Origin of the sequence: Tropicimonas sp. TH_r6, assembly GCF_033101155.1 — a bacterium.
Lineage (GTDB): Bacteria > Pseudomonadota > Alphaproteobacteria > Rhodobacterales > Rhodobacteraceae > Tropicimonas.
In genome coordinates, this window is sequence record NZ_JAWMPX010000010.1 from 64,055 (window position 1) to 81,205 (window position 17,151).

The 17,151-nt window shown below is 62.7% G+C and carries 14 protein-coding genes; all 14 read left to right on the plus strand.

Translation table 11 applies throughout. The features are described from left to right. The first annotated feature begins 23 nt into the window (after positions 1-23). The 14 genes from R3X27_RS11700 (at position 24) to R3X27_RS11765 (ending at position 17,141) form a co-directional block, all read left to right on the plus strand. The gene (locus tag R3X27_RS11700) at positions 24-812 is read left to right on the plus strand and encodes a TIM barrel protein (RefSeq protein WP_317709043.1); all 789 of its coding nucleotides are present in this window, start codon (positions 24-26) and stop codon (positions 810-812) included. 18 nt (positions 813-830) lie between these two features. Further along, the gene (locus R3X27_RS11705) at positions 831-2,726 is read left to right on the plus strand and encodes a bifunctional 5-dehydro-2-deoxygluconokinase/5-dehydro-2-deoxyphosphogluconate aldolase (RefSeq protein WP_317709044.1); all 1,896 of its coding nucleotides are present in this window, start codon (positions 831-833) and stop codon (positions 2,724-2,726) included. A gap of 40 nt (positions 2,727-2,766) precedes the next feature. Then, positions 2,767-3,672 carry a myo-inosose-2 dehydratase gene (gene iolE / locus R3X27_RS11710; RefSeq protein ID WP_317709045.1) on the plus strand — a complete coding sequence of 302 codons (906 nt, stop codon included), beginning with the start codon at positions 2,767-2,769 and terminating at the stop codon, positions 3,670-3,672. A 10-nt stretch (positions 3,673-3,682) separates the two neighbouring features. Further along, entirely contained in the window at positions 3,683-4,501 is an 819-nt protein-coding gene (gene iolB, locus R3X27_RS11715) for a 5-deoxy-glucuronate isomerase (protein ID WP_317709046.1), read from the plus strand. 348 nt (positions 4,502-4,849) lie between these two features. After that, positions 4,850-6,154, plus strand: coding sequence for an MFS transporter (locus R3X27_RS11720; protein ID WP_317709047.1), 1,305 nt, complete (start codon positions 4,850-4,852; stop codon positions 6,152-6,154). 34 nt (positions 6,155-6,188) lie between these two features. After that, complete coding sequence (locus R3X27_RS11725; protein WP_317709048.1) at positions 6,189-6,770, plus strand: DUF924 family protein; 582 nt, start codon at positions 6,189-6,191, stop codon at positions 6,768-6,770. A gap of 197 nt (positions 6,771-6,967) precedes the next feature. Next, positions 6,968-8,362 carry a dihydrolipoyl dehydrogenase gene (gene lpdA, locus R3X27_RS11730; RefSeq protein WP_317709049.1) on the plus strand — a complete coding sequence of 465 codons (1,395 nt, stop codon included), beginning with the start codon at positions 6,968-6,970 and terminating at the stop codon, positions 8,360-8,362. A gap of 90 nt (positions 8,363-8,452) precedes the next feature. Continuing rightward, positions 8,453-8,842, plus strand: a complete 390-nt coding sequence (locus R3X27_RS11735) for a hypothetical protein (protein ID WP_317709050.1) — start codon at positions 8,453-8,455, stop codon at positions 8,840-8,842. Between the two features lie 136 nt (positions 8,843-8,978). Next, positions 8,979-9,938 (plus strand): acetyl-CoA carboxylase carboxyltransferase subunit alpha, encoded by a 960-nt coding sequence (locus R3X27_RS11740; protein ID WP_317709051.1) that lies wholly within the window; start codon positions 8,979-8,981, stop codon positions 9,936-9,938. 348 nt (positions 9,939-10,286) lie between these two features. Next, positions 10,287-10,898: an acetate uptake transporter gene (locus R3X27_RS11745; RefSeq protein WP_317709052.1), complete on the plus strand. Its 612-nt coding sequence runs from the start codon at positions 10,287-10,289 to the stop codon at positions 10,896-10,898. Between the two features lie 167 nt (positions 10,899-11,065). Then, the gene (locus tag R3X27_RS11750; RefSeq protein WP_317709053.1) at positions 11,066-12,286 is read left to right on the plus strand and encodes a phenylacetate--CoA ligase family protein; all 1,221 of its coding nucleotides are present in this window, start codon (positions 11,066-11,068) and stop codon (positions 12,284-12,286) included. A 67-nt stretch (positions 12,287-12,353) separates the two neighbouring features. Continuing rightward, on the plus strand, positions 12,354-14,009 hold the full coding sequence (locus R3X27_RS11755; protein WP_317709054.1) for a peptidoglycan-binding protein: 1,656 nt from the start codon (positions 12,354-12,356) through the stop codon (positions 14,007-14,009). Positions 14,010-14,133: 124 nt separating this feature from the next. Next, entirely contained in the window at positions 14,134-15,513 is a 1,380-nt protein-coding gene (locus R3X27_RS11760; protein WP_317709055.1) for a MarR family transcriptional regulator, read from the plus strand. Between the two features lie 686 nt (positions 15,514-16,199). After that, the gene (locus R3X27_RS11765; protein WP_317709056.1) at positions 16,200-17,141 is read left to right on the plus strand and encodes a substrate-binding domain-containing protein; all 942 of its coding nucleotides are present in this window, start codon (positions 16,200-16,202) and stop codon (positions 17,139-17,141) included. Positions 17,142-17,151 lie beyond the last annotated feature (10 nt).

Consider the following 17,151-nt stretch of genomic DNA (forward strand, 5'->3'; position numbering starts at 1 on the left):
ATTCGTTCCATGGAGGATCTGTCTTGGAATTTGCACTCAACCATATCACCACGCCGAAGCTCCCCCTCGACGCCTTTTTCGCGCTGGCGCGAAAGCTGGGTATGAAGCGGGTCGAGATCCGAAACGACTTGCCCGATATCGTTGGCCAGGTGCCGCCCAGCGAGGTGAGAGCCTCCGCGGCGGCCGCTGGCGTCGAGATTGCCGCGATCAACGCGCTCTACCCGTTCAATGACTGGTCCGGCGATCTGCCGGAGCGCGCCCTGAACCTCGCCGACTATGCCGCCGAAGCCGGTGCGAAGGCACTCGTCATGTGCCCGCGCAATGACGGCACCGAAATTCCGCAGACCGCGCTTGTCGACGCGCTTGGGCAGCTCAAGCCAATCCTCTCGGAGCGCGGACTGACCGGGCTGCTCGAGCCGCTGGGTTTCCCGGTCTCCTCGCTCCAAAGCAAGGCCCTGGCTGTCGCCGCTATCGAAGAAGCCGATGGCAATGCGTGTTTCCGGCTCGTGCATGACACGTTCCACCACCATCTCGCCGGTGAAACCGGGGTCTTTGCGGACGCGACCGGCCTTGTCCATATCTCCGGCGTCACGGACCCTGCGCTGACTGTCGCCGAGATGCTGGACGATCACCGGGTGCTGGTCGATGCCGCCGATCGGCTGGAAAACGTCCCGCAGATCCGCGCCTTGATGGCGGCCGGCTATACCGGGCCGTTCTCCTTCGAACCTTTCGCTCCGGACGTACAGGCGCTGGACGATCCCGAATCCGCCCTGCGCGCGAGCATGGATTACTTCGCCACATCCGTTGGCTGACCCTTCCCAGAGGACATCATGGAAAAGACTTTGGACGTTATCACCATCGGCCGGTCTTCGGTCGATCTCTATGGCCAGCAGATTGGCGGACGCTTGGAGGACATGAACTCCTTCGGCAAATATGTTGGCGGTTCGCCCACCAACACCGCAACCTGCGCGGCGCGAATGGGGTTGAAATCAGCTGTGATCACACGCGTCGGCGACGAGCATATGGGTCGCTTCCTGCGCGAGGAACTTGCGCGCGAGGGCGTCGATACACGCGGGGTGATCACGGACCCGGAACGGCTGACGGCCCTTGTCCTGCTCGGCATCCGGGACCAGGAGCAATTCCCGCTGATCTTCTATCGTGACAATTGCGCGGATATGGCGCTCTGCGAGGCGGATATCGATCCGGACTTCATCGGCCAGTCCCGCGCTGTCGTCGCCTCCGGCACCCATCTGAGCCACCCGCAAGTCGAGGCCGCGACGATCAAGGCGCTGCGCATCGCCCGTGAGCACGGCATCCAGACCGCGCTCGACATCGACTACCGTCCCAATCTCTGGGGGCTGGCGGGCCATGGCGATGGCGAGAATCGCTTCATCGAAAGCGAGGCGGTGACACGCAAGCTACAGTCTACGCTGCATTATTTCGACCTGATCGTTGGCACGGAAGAAGAGTTCCACATTGCCGGTGGCGCCACGGACACGGTTCAGGCTTTGAAAACGGTACGCGAGTTCACCGCCGCCACGCTGGTCTGCAAGCGCGGCGCGGCTGGCGCAACCGCCTATGCCGGCGAAATCCCAGACTCGCTGGACGATGGTGAGACCGGCCCCGGCTTCCCCATCGAAGTCTTCAACGTGCTCGGAGCCGGGGACGGCTTCATGGGCGGGCTGCTCAAGGGTTGGCTCGACGGCGCGGATTGGCCCACGGCGCTGAAATACGCCAATGCCTGTGGGGCCTTTGCCGTCTCCCGGCACGGCTGCACACCGGCCTATCCGAGCTGGGAGGAGCTGCAATTCTTCCTCAAGCGCGGCATCAAGACGAAGGCGCTGCGCAAGGACGAGGAGCTGGAGCAGATCCACTGGTCGACCAACCGCAAGGGCGACTGGCCGGTCATGCGTGTTTTCGCTTATGACCACCGCATCCAGTTCGAGCAGATGGACGGGTTCAGCCCCGAGAAGGTCGGCCGTTTCAAGCAGCTCTGCGTTGACGCCACGCTCGCCGTCTCCGAAGGCCGTCCGGGCTACGGGCTGCTCTGCGACAGCCGGTTGGGGCGCGACGCGCTCTATCGAGCCGCCGGTCAGGGGCTCTGGATCGGACACCCGGTCGAATGGCCGACCTCGCGCCCGCTGGAACTGGAGCCGGAAATCGGCCCGGATTACGGCGGATTGCAGGAATGGCCGAACGAGCATGTGATCAAATGCCTCTGCTTCTGCCACCCCGATGACGACGCGGAGATGTGGGACAAGCAGATCAAGGTCATCAAACAACTCTTCGCCGCCTCGCGCCGCAACGGGTTGGAATTCCTGCTCGAGGTGATCCCGTCCAAGGTCGGGCCGGTCGATGACGACACCACGGCGCAGATCATCCACCGCATCTATGCTGAAAAGGTCTTCCCCGATTGGTGGAAACTGGAGCCGTTCAAGACCGACGCCGCCTGGCAACGCGTTTGCGATGCCATCGAGTCGCATGACAGGTTCACTCGCGGCATCGTCGTGCTCGGCCTCGACGCGCCCCGCGATGAGTTGGCGGCAAGCTTTGCGCTGGCGGCGAAATTCCCGCTGGTCAAAGGTTTCGCCGTCGGTCGGACGATCTTCGGTGACAGCGCCCGGGCCTGGCTGAAGGGCAAGATGAGCGACGAAGAGGCCGTTGCTGAAATGGCCTTCCGCTACCGCGACCTTTGCAGCGTCTGGGACGAAGCTGCCGGGCCTTGAAACAGGGTTTCGAAACATTGCTTCCGAAAGGAGACACGGGATGAGCGTCAAGATCGGGATTTCTCCCATCGCCTGGCAGAACGACGATCTGCCGGACATCACCGCCGCCTACACGATAGACCAGGCTTTGGAAGAAGCCCGCGAGATTGGCTATGTCGGCGTCGAGCGCGGGCGGCGCATGCCGCAGGACACAGAAGGGCTGAAGGCCTATCTGCAGAAGTACGACATCGCGCTCTGCGGCGGCTGGTGTTCGGGCTCGGTGATGACAAATGACCTGCGCGACGAGATCGACCTGCACCGCCAGCAGGTTGCGCAGTTCGCGGCGCTGAATGCCCCCTGCATCGTCTTTGCCGAATGCTCCAACACCGTGCAGGGCCAGATCGACACGCCGGTCAACAACCGCCCGAAGCTCTCGCGCGACGAAGTGCTGGGCTTTGCCGCCAGACTGACCGAACTGGCCAAGTGGATGGCCGATCAGGGGCTGCCCCTTTCCTATCATCACCATATGGGCTCGATGATCGAGGATCAGGAGGACATTGACTGGCTCATGGAGGGCTCCGGCCCGGAGGTGAACCTGCTCTTCGACACCGGCCATCTTGTTTTTGGCCGCGCCAGCATCGAGGATACGCTCGACAAATGGGGGGATCGGATCAACCACGTTCACTTCAAGGACATCCGTCCGGACGTGACGAAGATGATCCGCGAGCAGAACAAAAGCTTCCTCGATGGCGTCATCGCCGGTGCCTTCACCGTGCCGGGCGATCCGGATGGCAGCATCGACTTCCAGGCCGTGACCGACTTCCTCAAGAAATCGGACTATAACGGCTGGATCGTGGTCGAGGCCGAGCAGGACCCGGCCAAGGCCGCGCCTTACGCCTATTCCAAAATGGGCTACAACCATATCGTCGAGATCTGCGGCACGTCCGGTCTCGAAATCGAAAGCTGAGAGGGATCCGATGGGCGATCTTCTGCGCAAACCGACCGGCCTGTCCGGAAAGGTTCATGACATCACGGTAGACGGGGCGACCACCCCGCTCTCGCCGGATTGGGGCTATGTCGGCTTCGGGCTCTATCGGCTGAAAGCGGGTGAGAGCGCGGCGGAAGTGACGGGGGATCGCGAAGTGATCCTCGTTCTCGTCGAGGGCAAAGCGAAGATCTCCGCTGCGGGGGCGAATTTCGGCGAGCAGGGCGAGCGGATGAGCGTTTTCGAACAGTTGCCGCCCTGTTCAGTCTATGTGCCGAATGACAGTGACTGGAACGCAATCGCCACGACGGATTGCACGATCGGTGTTTGCACCGCTCCGGGCAAGGGCGGCTACAAGGCGCAGGTCCTGCCGCGCCCGGAGAAGGTCTCGCGCGGCAAGGGGGCCAATACCCGCTACATCTTCCCCATCGCTATGGAAGAGAGCGACGTTGCGGACAGCCTTCTGGTGACAGAGGTCTTCACCCCCTCGGGCAACTGGTCCTCCTACCCGCCGCACCGGCATGACGAGGACAACTTCCCCGAGATGACCTATCTCGAGGAAACCTATTACCACCGGCTGAACCCGGAACAGGGCTATGGACATCAGCGGGTCTTCACCGATGACCTGAGCCTCGACGAGACAATGAGCGTCCATAATCACGACGTGGTGCTCGTCCCGAAGGGACACCATCCCTGCGGTGTGCCCTGGGGTTACGAGATGTATTACCTGAACGTCATGGCCGGCCCGCTCCGCAAATGGCGGTTCGAGAACCATCCGGACCATGACTGGATCGCGCAACGCGACGCCTGATTGGCCGGGAGGGGCCAACCCGCTCGGTGTCATGACAGGCGCAGTCCGAATGAAGTGTGATTGGAGACGACCGTCGCCGCGCCTGCGCGGCGGCTGCGCCATGCTTCGATACCAAACAGCGCCTTGCGCCAATCTTCCCAAGCGATCCGTCTTTGGACGCAACGCAGGAGTCCGGATTCCTGGGTTCTCTTCTCCCCGACGGCAGAACCGCATCAATCGAATCCGTCAATGCAGGCCTGAAAATGCATCGGGCGCGACATCCTCGCGTCGTTTCGAGACGCGAAGCGTCCCCCGCGAGTCACTTAGACAGGCCCCTCCGAAACTCGCGAACGGATAAGGAAACGCGCGATGTTCCAAGTGATCCTGGCCAGCTGGGCCCTTCTTTTCGGTATCCTGCTGCTGATGGTCGGCAATGGCGTGCAAGGCACGCTGCTGGGCATTCGCGGCGGCATCGAGGGTTTTTCGACCTTTGAAATGTCGATCATCATGTCGGCGTATTTCCTCGGCTTCCTGGGCGGCTCGCGCATGGCCCCCGAGATGATCCGTCGTGTCGGCCATATCAGGGTCTTCGCGGCCCTCGGCTCGCTAGTCTCGGCGATCCTGATCCTCTACCCGCTCTTCCTGCACCCGGTCGCCTGGACGCTCGGACGTGTGGTGATGGGCTTCTGCCTCTCGGGCGTTTATGTGACCGCCGAAAGCTGGCTCAACAACGCGGTCACCAACGAACGGCGCGGGCAGGCCCTCTCGCTCTACGTCATCGTGCAGATGGCCGGCGTCGTCGGCGCGCAAGGGCTGCTGCTGGTCGGCGACCCCTCCGGCTTCGTCCTTTTCGTCATCCCCTCGGTGCTGGTCTCGATCTCCTTCGCGCCGATCCTGCTCGCCATTCAGCCGACTCCTGCCTTTGAATCGACCAAGCCGATGAGCCTTCGCAAGCTCTGGAGCGTGTCGCAGCTCGGCTGCGTCGGTTTTTTCCTGCTGGGAGGGGTTTTCTCGGCCCTGTTCGGCATGGCCTCGGTCTATGGCTCCGAGGCCGGCCTCACCGTGGCACAGATCTCGGGCTTCATAGCCGTGATCTATCTCGGCGGTATGTTCATGCAATACCCGATCGGCTGGTTCTCCGACCGGATGGATCGACGCCTTCTGATCCTTGCCTCGGCAATGGTGGGCGGCGTGGCCTCGGCGCTGGCAATGGTCATGGCGGATGACTACTCAACACTGCTCGTCGCTGCCTTTATCATCGGCGGCGCCTCCAACCCGCTCTACGCCTTGCTGCTGGCCTATGTGAACGATCATCTCGACTACGAAGACATGACCGCCGCCTCGGGCGGGCTGATCTTCATCAACGGAATCGGCGCGATTTCCGGTCCGCTGATCACTGGCTGGATGATGGGGATCGTCGGGCCGTCGGGGTTCTTCCTGTTCCTGACCGTGCTCTGCGTGCTGCTCGCCGGCTATGCGGGCTTGCGCATGACCCAGACCGATTCCGTGCCGGTTGATGAAACGGTGTCCTATGTCCCGATCCTGTCGACAGCTTCGCCGGTTGCGGTCGAAGTGGCTCAGGAGGTATTCATCGAAGCCGCGCAGGAAGCGGAGGCAGAGGCGGAAGCCGAGGCCGAAGAACAGGAAAAGGCGGGCAGCAGCGAACAGGGCTGATCTCCGTCTTGCAGACAGTGAAGAGGACATCACCATGGCGGTCACCGCTGAGGATATTTCACGATTCTGGATTGAAGAGGTCGGCCAGTCGCGCTGGTATGTTCAGGAAGACGCGTTGGATGAGAGCATCCGGCAGCGCTTTCTGCCTGCCTGGGAGGCTGCCTTTGCCGGCAATCTTGACGACTGGTGCCAGGAGGGGACCAGCCTCTTTGGTTTTCTGATCCTGACGGACCAGTTTCCCCGCAACATGTTCCGCGGTGACGAGCGCGCCTTCGCCACGGACGCCCTCGCCCGAACCGCTGCGAAGACGGCGATTCATCGCCGCTGGGATCTCGCCTTGCCCGAGCCGGAACGGCAGTTCTTCTACCTGCCCCTGATGCACTCGGAAGATCTCGCGGACCAGGATGCCTGCATTCGGCTGATGAACGAGCGCATGCCGCAAGGCGGGGCAAAACAGGTGCTGCATGCGAAGGTGCATCGGAAGATCATTCGGCGCTTCGGGCGTTTCCCGTATCGCAACGTGGCACTTGGTCGGATGACATTGCCCACAGAGCAGGCCTTTTTGGAAAACGAAGGTTATGGCAGCGTCCTGCGCGAGATCCAGGCGACGCCCTGAACAGCATCCGGCGCCTCTTTTTCGGACCTTGAAACGGCTCAGCCATGCGCCAGGGACAAGGCTAGTTATGCGCTTGGCACATGGCAGCCTTTCTGCGCCAAGGTCGGGATTCTCGGATCTTGGGGCTTCGCTGGCCAACGAAATTAGTTTAATGCTAAACCAGTTTCGACTGAATTCGTGAACACGGGGGGCCGGAAATGGCTGCACAGAGCTTTGACATGATCGTGATCGGCGCCGGCCCGGGGGGCTACGTGGCCGCCATTCGGGGGGCGCAGCTTGGTTTGAAGGTCGCCTGCGTGGAGCGCGAGCATCTCGGCGGGATCTGCCTGAACTGGGGCTGCATCCCGACCAAGGCGCTGCTGCGCTCTTCGGAAGTGTTCCACCTGATGGAGCGGGCCGGGGAGTTCGGCCTGAAGGCCGAAAAGCTCGGCTACGACATCGACGCCGTGGTCAAGCGCTCGCGCGCCGTGGCCGCACAGCTTTCCGGCGGCATCGGACACCTGTTCAAGAAGAACAAGGTCACGACGATCATGGGCGAGGCGACGGTGACCGGCAAAGGCAAGGTGTCGGTCAAGACCGACAAGGGCACCGAGGAGCTGACCGCGAAGAATATCGTCGTCGCCACCGGAGCGCGGGCGCGCGAGTTGCCCGGGCTGGAAGCGGACGGCAAGCGGGTCTGGACTTACAAGCACGCGCTGCAGCCCCCGCATATGCCCAAGAAACTTCTGGTGATCGGCTCCGGCGCCATCGGCATCGAGTTCGCGAGTTTCTACAACACGCTGGGTGCCGATACGACGGTGGTCGAAGTCATGGACCGCGTGCTGCCCGTCGAGGATGCGGAGATCTCCGCCTTCGCCAAGAAGCAATTCGTCAAGCAGGGCATGAAGATCATGGAAAAAGCCATGGTCACGCAGCTCGACCGTTCCGCCTCCAAGGTCGTGGCCCATGTCGAGTCGAACGGCAAGACCGAGAAGCTCGAGTTCGACACCGTGATCTCCGCAGTCGGCATCGTCGGCAATGTCGAGAATCTCGGGCTGGAAGCGCTCGGCGTGAAGATCGACCGGACGCATGTGATCACGGACGAGTTCTGCCGAACCGGCGTTGAGGGGCTCTATGCCATCGGCGACATTGCCGGCGCGCCCTGGCTGGCGCACAAGGCCTCCCATGAGGGCGTGATGGTGGCCGAGCTGATCAAGGGTCTGCACGCGCATCCGGTCAAGCCCGAGAGCATTGCCGGCTGCACCTATTGCCACCCGCAGGTCGCGTCTGTCGGCATGACCGAGGCACAGGCGAAGGAAGCCGGGTTGGACATCAAGGTCGGGCGCTTCCCCTTCATCGGCAATGGCAAGGCAATCGCCCTCGGTGAACAGCAGGGGCTCGTGAAGACCATTTTCGATGCCAAGACCGGCGAATTGCTCGGCGCGCACATGGTTGGTGCCGAGGTAACGGAGTTGATCCAGGGCTATGTGATCGGGCGCCAGCTCGAGACAACGGAACAGGACCTGATGCAGACCGTCTTCCCGCACCCGACGCTCAGCGAAATGATGCACGAGAGCGTACTCGACGCCTTCGACCGCGTCATTCACATGTAAGGGATCCGCCCATCCATACGGGGCGATTTGCGACATTGGCCGCAGCCGCGCGAGAGCGCAGGCTGCGGTTGTTTTTTATTGGAGGCCAGAATGTTTCGCTTCGCCGCAACCGCCCTTACCTGCCTTGCACTGGCAACGCCCGCCGCCGCACAGGAACTCATTGGCGGTTATTTCGCCCTGATCGGGCCGCAGGACATGACCAATTCCAAGGGCGCGCGGCTGAAGAATTTCTGCGCCATCGTCCAGCAGGATCGGGCGAATTTCCACAAATTCGGCATCCGGCACGAATATGACGAGCATGATCCCTGGTTCACCAATCTCGCCGCGCGCCAGAAGATCTCGGCCGATTGCCGCATTGGCGCCGGCTCCGAATACATCCCGGATGCCGTGCTGCGTGGCGAACAGCGCTATATCCGCGTTCAGGTTTATGGGCGTGGGGGCGTTCCGCAATTCGTCGTCGTGCATGAAGGCGCCGGTTGAGCGGAAGGGCCTTCGTTCCCGCGATCCCTGATGTCCAGTCCGGCACGCGCCCAATTGCCCTGCCCTGCGCTGCGGCGTCTGTTGCAAATCTCGCCAGCCGGTTCCATATGGGAGCGAACAGAATGGGAGCCGTCGCATGAACTATCTGGAGTTCGAAAAACCCCTGGCCGAGATCGAAGGAAAGGCCGAGGAATTGCGGGCAATGGCCCGGTCGAACGAAGAGATGGACGTGACCGCCGAGGCCGCCGGGTTGGATGCCAAGGCCGAGACAATGTTGGCCGATCTCTACGGGAAACTGACCCGTTGGCAGAAGTGCCAGGTGGCCCGGCACCCGGAGCGACCGCATTGCCGCGACTATATCGACGCGCTCTTCACCGAATACACACCGCTCGCCGGCGACCGGAACTTCGCGGATGACCACGCGGTCATGGGCGGCATGGCCCGGTTCAATGACCGGCCCGTGGTGGTGATCGGCCATGAGAAGGGGCATGACACGCAGAGCCGCATCGAACGCAATTTCGGCATGGCGCGCCCCGAAGGCTATCGCAAGGCAATCCGGCTGATGGAACTGGCGGACAAGTTCGGCCTGCCGGTTGTGACCCTTGTGGACACGCCCGGGGCCTATCCGGGCAAGGGCGCGGAGGAGCGCGGCCAGTCCGAGGCCATTGCGCGCTCGACCCAGGCCTGCCTGACCATTGGCGTGCCACTGGTCTCGGTGGTGATCGGCGAGGGCGGCTCGGGCGGTGCGGTGGCCTTCGCCACGGGCAACCGGTTGGCGATGCTGGAACATTCCATCTACTCGGTGATTTCACCGGAGGGCTGTGCGTCGATCCTGTGGAAGGATGCAGAGAAGATGCGCGAAGCGGCCGAAGCACTGCGGCTGACGGCGCAGGATCTGCTGGAACTGGGCGTGACCGACCGCGTTGTGGCGGAACCTGTGGGCGGCGCCCATCGCGACCGGACGTCGAGCGTCGCGGCTGTCGGCGAGGCGATCGAGGCGATGCTCGCGGAGCTCGACGGGATGGATCGCGCGGCGTTGATTGCAGATCGGCGGCGGAAATATCTCGACCTTGGCAACAAGGGTCTGGCTGCCTGACGGGGCTGATTGACGGACAGAGCGGACCTACGCTGCGGTCGCAAGAAAGCGCCCTGGTCAGCGCGCGTCCGCACCCATCATCGCTCTGTTTCGACCGGTCCCGATCAGCTTCAGTTCTTTCCGAACCTGCTGCCCTCAATTCGAGCGGCCATGGACTCTGTCCATACGAACCCGCGCGCGGGGCAGGTAGACGCGCTTCTATTTCCCATATGTCATGTGCACCTTTCATAGCACCTATGACGTCACTGCTACTGCGGCGCCAGTGACACGTTCGCCCCGACAGAAACTCCACTAGACGGGCGCCAAAACAAAAGAATCGATCCAGACAAGACACCGGAGTACCTGATCATGTCCCATAACGGCGCCATCGCCGCCAACCCCGCAGTCGTGGGGTTGGGCGGTTTCGGACTGACAACCTTTCTTCTGCAAATGCACAACCTGGAACTCATGAGCACAGGCCCCGTCCTCTGGGTCGGCCTGATCTATGGTGGCCTCGCCCAGATGATCGCCGGTTTCCAGGAGCAAAAGACCGGCAACCATTTCGGCTACAGCGCCTTCGTCTCCTACGGCGCCTTCTGGATCGCCCTCTGCATGCTGCTTCTGGCCAACCATTTCGGCATCTTCGTCTCCTCGACCACCGATATCGGCTGGTTCATGCTCGCCTGGACCCTTTACACCGCGATTATGTGCCTCGGCGCGTTCCGGATCCACGGCGCCATGGCCTTCACCTTCCTGACCCTGCTGATTGGTTTCGTCGGCCTCGTCATCGGCCATTTCGGCGCGCCTGTCTTCAACACCCTCGCCGCGATTGACCTCATTTTCTGTGCCCTCGGCGCCTGGTACATGATGGCCGGCATCGTCCTGAAGGATGTTTATGGCCACGAGGTGCTGCCGATGGGCAAGCCCTGGCTCAAGGACCTGCGTCCGCAAAACACCCTGGTCACCACACCCGCCGAGTGAAAAACACCGGCAAGATAACGGGTGCGGGCCGGATTGGCCCGCCCCTCCTCCCCCGGGACACGGTTGCAATCCCTCCATCCCCGGCGTGATATAGCGGCACGTCCGGGCTGCGGTCGACGGCATCGCCAAGACATGCTGCCAGCCCGAAACCAGGGAGGGAACAGGACATGACCAAACCATATGACAAGCTCGAGCGCCGCAGCGCCGATGCACGTACGACCGCGCGCGCCGAAGCGCTGCCGCAGCAGATCGCGGCCGCAAAGGCGCTGCCCGGCTATGCCAACAGCCTCGCCGAGATTGACCCGGCAACGATCACGGATACCGCCGGCCTGACCGCCCTCCCCGTCCTGCGAAAATCGGAGCTCGGCGCCAAGCAATCCGTCGATGAACCCTTTGGCGGCTTCACCACCCGGCCGGCCCATGGCTTCGCCCATGTCTTCCAGTCGCCGGGACCGCTCTACGAGCCCGGCATGATCAGCGCGGACTGGTGGCGCATGGGTCGCTTCCTGCATGCAGCCGGGATCGGCAAGAACGATATCGTCCAGAACTGCTTCGGGTATCATCTCACGCCGGCCGGCACGATGTTCGAAAACGGTGCCCGCGCGGTCGGCGCCGCGGTCCTGCCTGCCGGCACTGGCCAGACAGATCTGCAGGTCCGCGCCGCCGTGGACATCGGCACGACGGCCTATGCCGGCACTCCTGACTTCCTCAAGATCATCCTCGACCGCGCCGATGAAATGGGCGAGACCCTGCGCTTCGCCCGCGCCGTGGTCTCCGGCGGCGCCCTCTTCCCCTCACTGCGCCAGGAATACGCCGATCGCGGCATCTCCTGCCTGCAATGCTACGCGACGGCCGATCTCGGCAATATCGCCTATGAGAGCCCGGCCATGGAGGGGATGATCATCGAGGAAGGCGTGATCGTCGAAATCGTTACCCCCGGCACAGGCGACCCTGTCGCGCCTGGCGAGGTTGGCGAGGTGCTGGTGACCACGCTCAACCCCGATTACCCACTGATCCGCTTCGCCACCGGCGACATGTCTGCCTGGCTGCCCGGCGAAAGCCCCTGCGGACGGACCAATGACCGGATCAAGGGCTGGATGGGCCGCGCCGACCAGACGACCAAGGTCAAGGGCATGTTCGTGCGCCCGGAACAGGTGGCCGCGCTGGTCGCGCGCCACAGCCATGTTCACAAGGCCCGCGTCATCATCACCCGTGAGAGCGAGATGGACGCGATGCATGTCCAGATCGAGGCCGATGGCGGCGATTGGACCGAATATGGCGAGGACATCAAGGACCTGCTCAAGGTCAAGGGAAGCGTCGAGGTGCTGGCCCCGGGCGAGTTGCCAAAGGACGGAATCGTGATAGAGGACCGGCGCAGCTACGACTGAGTCTCTCGTTGATATCCGCCACCATGGGCGTAGACTCACGGGCAAGAAACAGCCCAAGGAGGCGGGTATGAGCAGAGTGATTTCAGCCCTTCTGGGGTTGGCCATGGCGATTCCGGCCGGTCTCGCGCAGGCCGACCGGGCCCTTGTCATCGGGGCCAGCGAGGCAGAGCGGCGCGGCCTCTGGGGCACCGGCTCGGAGGTCGACAGCGCACAGGCCCTGCGCGACGCAGGCTTCGAGGTTGTCACCGCGGATGCCGGCTCGGTCGCGGAGATGCGCACGGCGCTCTCCCGTTTTCTCGACGGGCTCGCGACACAGGAACGGATCGTCATCCACCTCTCTGGCACCTTCTTCAATGACGGACAGCGGCACTGGCTGGTCGAGGCCGACCGTGTCGCGCGCCCCGATATCGCGACCATCGACTCCATCGCGCTCTCGGTCGAGACCGTCCTGTTCATCGCGCAGGATGTGCCCGGCGGCGCAGTGGTCGCGCTCGGAACGGAGCGGGGCAAGACTGAAGCCGGAGCGGGTTTGACCGTCGGCCTGGCGAATCCGACCGCGCCGCAGGGGGTGACGCTGGTGCAGGGGCCGGCGAAAACCGTCGCCGAATTTGTCTCCGGTCCGCTGCTGGAACAGGGCCGGACGCTTCCCGAGGCAATCGCAAAGGCGCGTAGCTTGCTGGGCACCGGTTTCCTGTCTCCACATCTCCCCTTCCTTCCGGAAGACGAGGACCGCCCGGTCGCCCCGCCCAATGCGGCCGAGGTCGAACGCGCCATCTGGCAAGCGACATTGGCACAGGAATCGATCGAAGGGTTCGAAGGCTATCTCCAGCGATATCCCGAAGGCTTCTTCGTCACCGAGGCACGACAGGCCATCGAACGCATCCGCACCGAGCCCAACCGGCTGGCCCGCCTGGCTGAAGAAGAGCTAGAGCTGAGCCGGGCGGACCAACGCAAGATCCAGCAGGAACTGACGCTCCTCGACTTCAACCCGCGCGGCGTTGACGGCATCTTCGGCGCCGGCTCGCGCGCTGCAATCGTGCGATTCCAGCAACAGGCCGGCTTCCCGACCACCAGTTATCTCGACAGCACCCAGATTGAACGGCTGGCGCTTCAGGCCGAACGTCGCCGCGCCGAGATCGCGGCGGAGGACCGCCGGCAGGCGCTTGAAACGGAGAAGAAGGACCGCGAAGCCTGGGCCGTCGCCTCGGAGGCCGGAGACATGGCGGCGCTGCGCACCTATCTCGACGCCTATCCAAAGGGCCTCTTCGCGCCGATTGCGAAGGAACGGCTGGACACGCAAGAAAAGGCGGAGGCTGAACGGATCGCCGCGCAAGAACAGTCCGACTGGGAGGCGGCTGCCGCGTCCGGCACAGTGGATTCGTTGCAAGCCTATCTCGCAGCCCATCCCGAAGGCGCTCACGCTGAGGCCGCCGGCGAGAGACTGGACGCGCTCGCCCGCGACTCCAGCGACACCTTGCAGGAGGCCCGCGCCGGGGAGGCGGCGCTCGATCTCAACCCCGTGACCCGCCTCCTGCTTGAGCGGCGCCTCGACCAGATGGAATTGGAACCCGGCTTCGTCGACGGCACCTTCGATGACGACACCCGCGCCGCGTTGCGCCGTTTCCAGCGTGAGAACGAGCTCGAGCCCACAGGCTATGTTGATCAAGCCGTCATCGAGCGGATGCTGAGCGATCTCGGCGGCTTGCTGGCGCCCGGCCGCTAGACCCTAAGACGGCCCCGAAAGGTCAGCTTCGCCCCTGCCGGAAAGGCCGGGGCGGACGGCGTTTCCATTGACAAAACGCGGCATCGGGAATATAGTTAGAAATCATACCAACTCGGACAATTCAATGGCCGCTCCCGTCACTCGCCTGGACAGGAGCGTGGCGGAGTTCATGCGCCACGTCCCCGTCCACCTCGCCCCGATCTTGCTGCGTGCGGAATATCGGGGGCGCCTGCTCCCCGAGAGCGAGGTCATGGTGGTGATGATGCTGGCCGAAGATGGACCGCTTTCGCCAACCGCGATCAGCCGCGGGCTGAACATGCAGAAGGGCAGCCTGACATCTGTGTTGAAGCGGCTGGAAGGGCTGGACCTGATCCGGCGCCGGGACAACCCGGAAGATGACCGCTCCTATATCGCACAGCTGACCCGAGAGGGGGAGGATTTCGCCCGGCAGGTCGAGGCACAGCGCCGCAACGGGCTTCACGCCTTGTTCGGCCCGATGGGCGCTCGCAACAGCCGCGCCGCGATAACCGGGCTCGACACGATTTCCGCGCATTTTCGAAAACTGGAGGAGAAGACGATGACCAATCACGACGATCAGACCCATGCGTCGCTGAACTGGTACCACGCCGCCACCCCGGAGGATCGTCGCGAATATGACGGCTTCGGTCCCTGGCTGAGCGAGGTGAAGTCCGAAGCGGACATGCCGCCGCGCTTCCTCGCCTTCTATGGAGAGCACAAGGACGCCAAGTTCCTCTTCAAGGTGCCGCGCAATGCCGACCGTCGGCAACTCCGTCCCGGCATGGATCTCTACGACGCCGTCCTCGCTGTTCACGATCATGGGATATTCATCGCCAAGCTCGATGCGGGCGGCGTCAGTACCCGTCAGTCGAACTGGGATCACATTGCGGCCATCGGTAACTTTGGAGACCGGTTGCAAGGCATTTGGTCGGCCTACCTGAAAGACGGTTCCCGCGCCAATGTGACCTTCAACAAGGTCTCCTCGGAGATGATGGACGAGGTAACGGACTTCGCGCGCGGCCATCTCGTCGGCCCTGCACGGGAAGTCGCCACGACGACTGATCCCATTGAAATCACCGATTCCGACCTGTTTTTTGGCTCTGCACTGTTGGAGATTCGCCGACGCGGGCGCGGCCCCTTCACACCGATCCATTTCGAACCGCAGGGAAAACCCTGTATGGGCGCGGACGGCAAGAAGGCGGAAACGACCGGCGTATTGTTGCTCGACTCGCCGGAAGAACTCGTGATCGTCAATCGGGACAAACCTTCGCATCGTCGGGGTGAGGCCTGGCACGCTTCGAACGACATCTTCGTTCCCTACGAGCACTTGACGCATGTCTCCTTGATTCCGGCCGCCAACGGAACCACCGGCGAGTTCCATACGTTGGTGCTGCGACTGGATGGGCAAGCGATCGAACAACCCTGCCTGACGGTTCCCGAAGCCGCCATCAAGATCCTTCAGGAGCGCATCGGACACGCCGAATAATCCGGGCGCGTTCTTCCAGACCGATTCTCCAATTGAGGCAGGGACCACCACCTCTTGCCTCAATGTACTGATTTTAAACACAATACACCCAGCCTAAGCCGATAGAACGTCGAAACACGGCACCGGCGAATTTCCGACGCGCAGCATACGACGGCATTTTTTTTCAGGCCCGATCACACGCCGAACTCCGGCTGGGTCAAACTCATCCCATCTGATCAGCGCGCGTCGGCCGCTCCGACATCCCCCTGAAATCACGAACGAACTCTCCCGACTCAGAAGAGCTCAACAGGTTCCTGCGTCATGGAACGAAGGCACCTAATGGAATTTAATTATTTGAAAATCCCGAATGGAATTTTCATTTCAGCATGAAGAGGCTTTGCAACCGGTTGCAAAATGGTTATCGTCGGATTCGTATCACACCAGTCGGCGCCCCGAACGGGTCGGCGTCTGGTTAACAGGCTGGGGAGGAGACAGCGTGTTTGGAGGAGATGAGAGCTGCGAAACCTGCCAGGCGCGAACCGCCCTGCCGGCAGCTCATGCGTCTGGACAAACCTCTTGTTTTTCCCTGCCCAAGATCGGACCGGCGAACCGAACGCCGGCCAGTGCAATAGCGGAAGCCGGATGGTCCGGTCGCCGCAAATCGTTCCAGTAACGTGTAAAAGACCCATCTCTGGAGGAGAGAGACTATGAAAAAACTCGTGACCGCTGCGGTTCTTACCACGCTGATGTCCTCGGGCGCCTATGCCGAAAACATCGGCGTCTCCATGGCCGCCTTCGACGACAACTTCCTGACCGTCCTGCGCAACGCCATGAACGACAAGGGCGCAGAACTCGGCGTGACGCTGCAGGCCGAAGACGCCCAGAACGAGGTTGGCAAGCAGCTCAACCAGATCCAGAACTTCGTCGCTTCCGGCGTTGACGCGATCATCGTGAACCCGGTCGATACCGACGCCACGATCCCGATGTCCAAGCTCGCCGAGGATGCCGGAATCCCGCTCGTTTACGTGAATCGTGAGCCGGTCAACCTGATGAAGCTCCCCGCCAACCAAGCCTATGTCGGCTCTCAGGAAATCGAGGCCGGCAACCAGCAGGGCCAACATGCCTGCGACCTGTTCAAGGCCATGGGCAAGACCGAGGACGTCAAGGTTGCGATCCTGATGGGCGACCTGTCGCACCAGGCCGCGCGTCTGCGCACCCAGGGCGCTGAAGAGATCTTTGCCGGCGATGATTGCAACTTCATCTCGGTCGTCGACAAGCAGACGGGCATGTGGCAACGCACGCTGGGCATGGACATGGTCGCCAACTGGCTCTCCGCTGGCCAGGACATCGACGGCGTGCTCGCCAATAACGACGAAATGGCCGTTGGCGCCGCGCAGGCCCTGCGCACCGCTGGCGCGAATTTCGACGAGCTGGTCGTGGCCGGCGTGGACGGCACGATCGACGCCAAGGCGCTGATCGAATCCGGCGAGATTGACCACACCGTGTTCCAGGACGCCGTGGGCCAGGGCAAAGGCGCCGTGGATGCCGCAGTCAAGCTCGCTCGCGGCGAAGCTGCCGATCAGGTCGTCTACATCCCGTTCCAGCTGATCACGAGCGAGAACCTGGCGGACTTCGCCGAAACCAACTGATCCGAAGAGA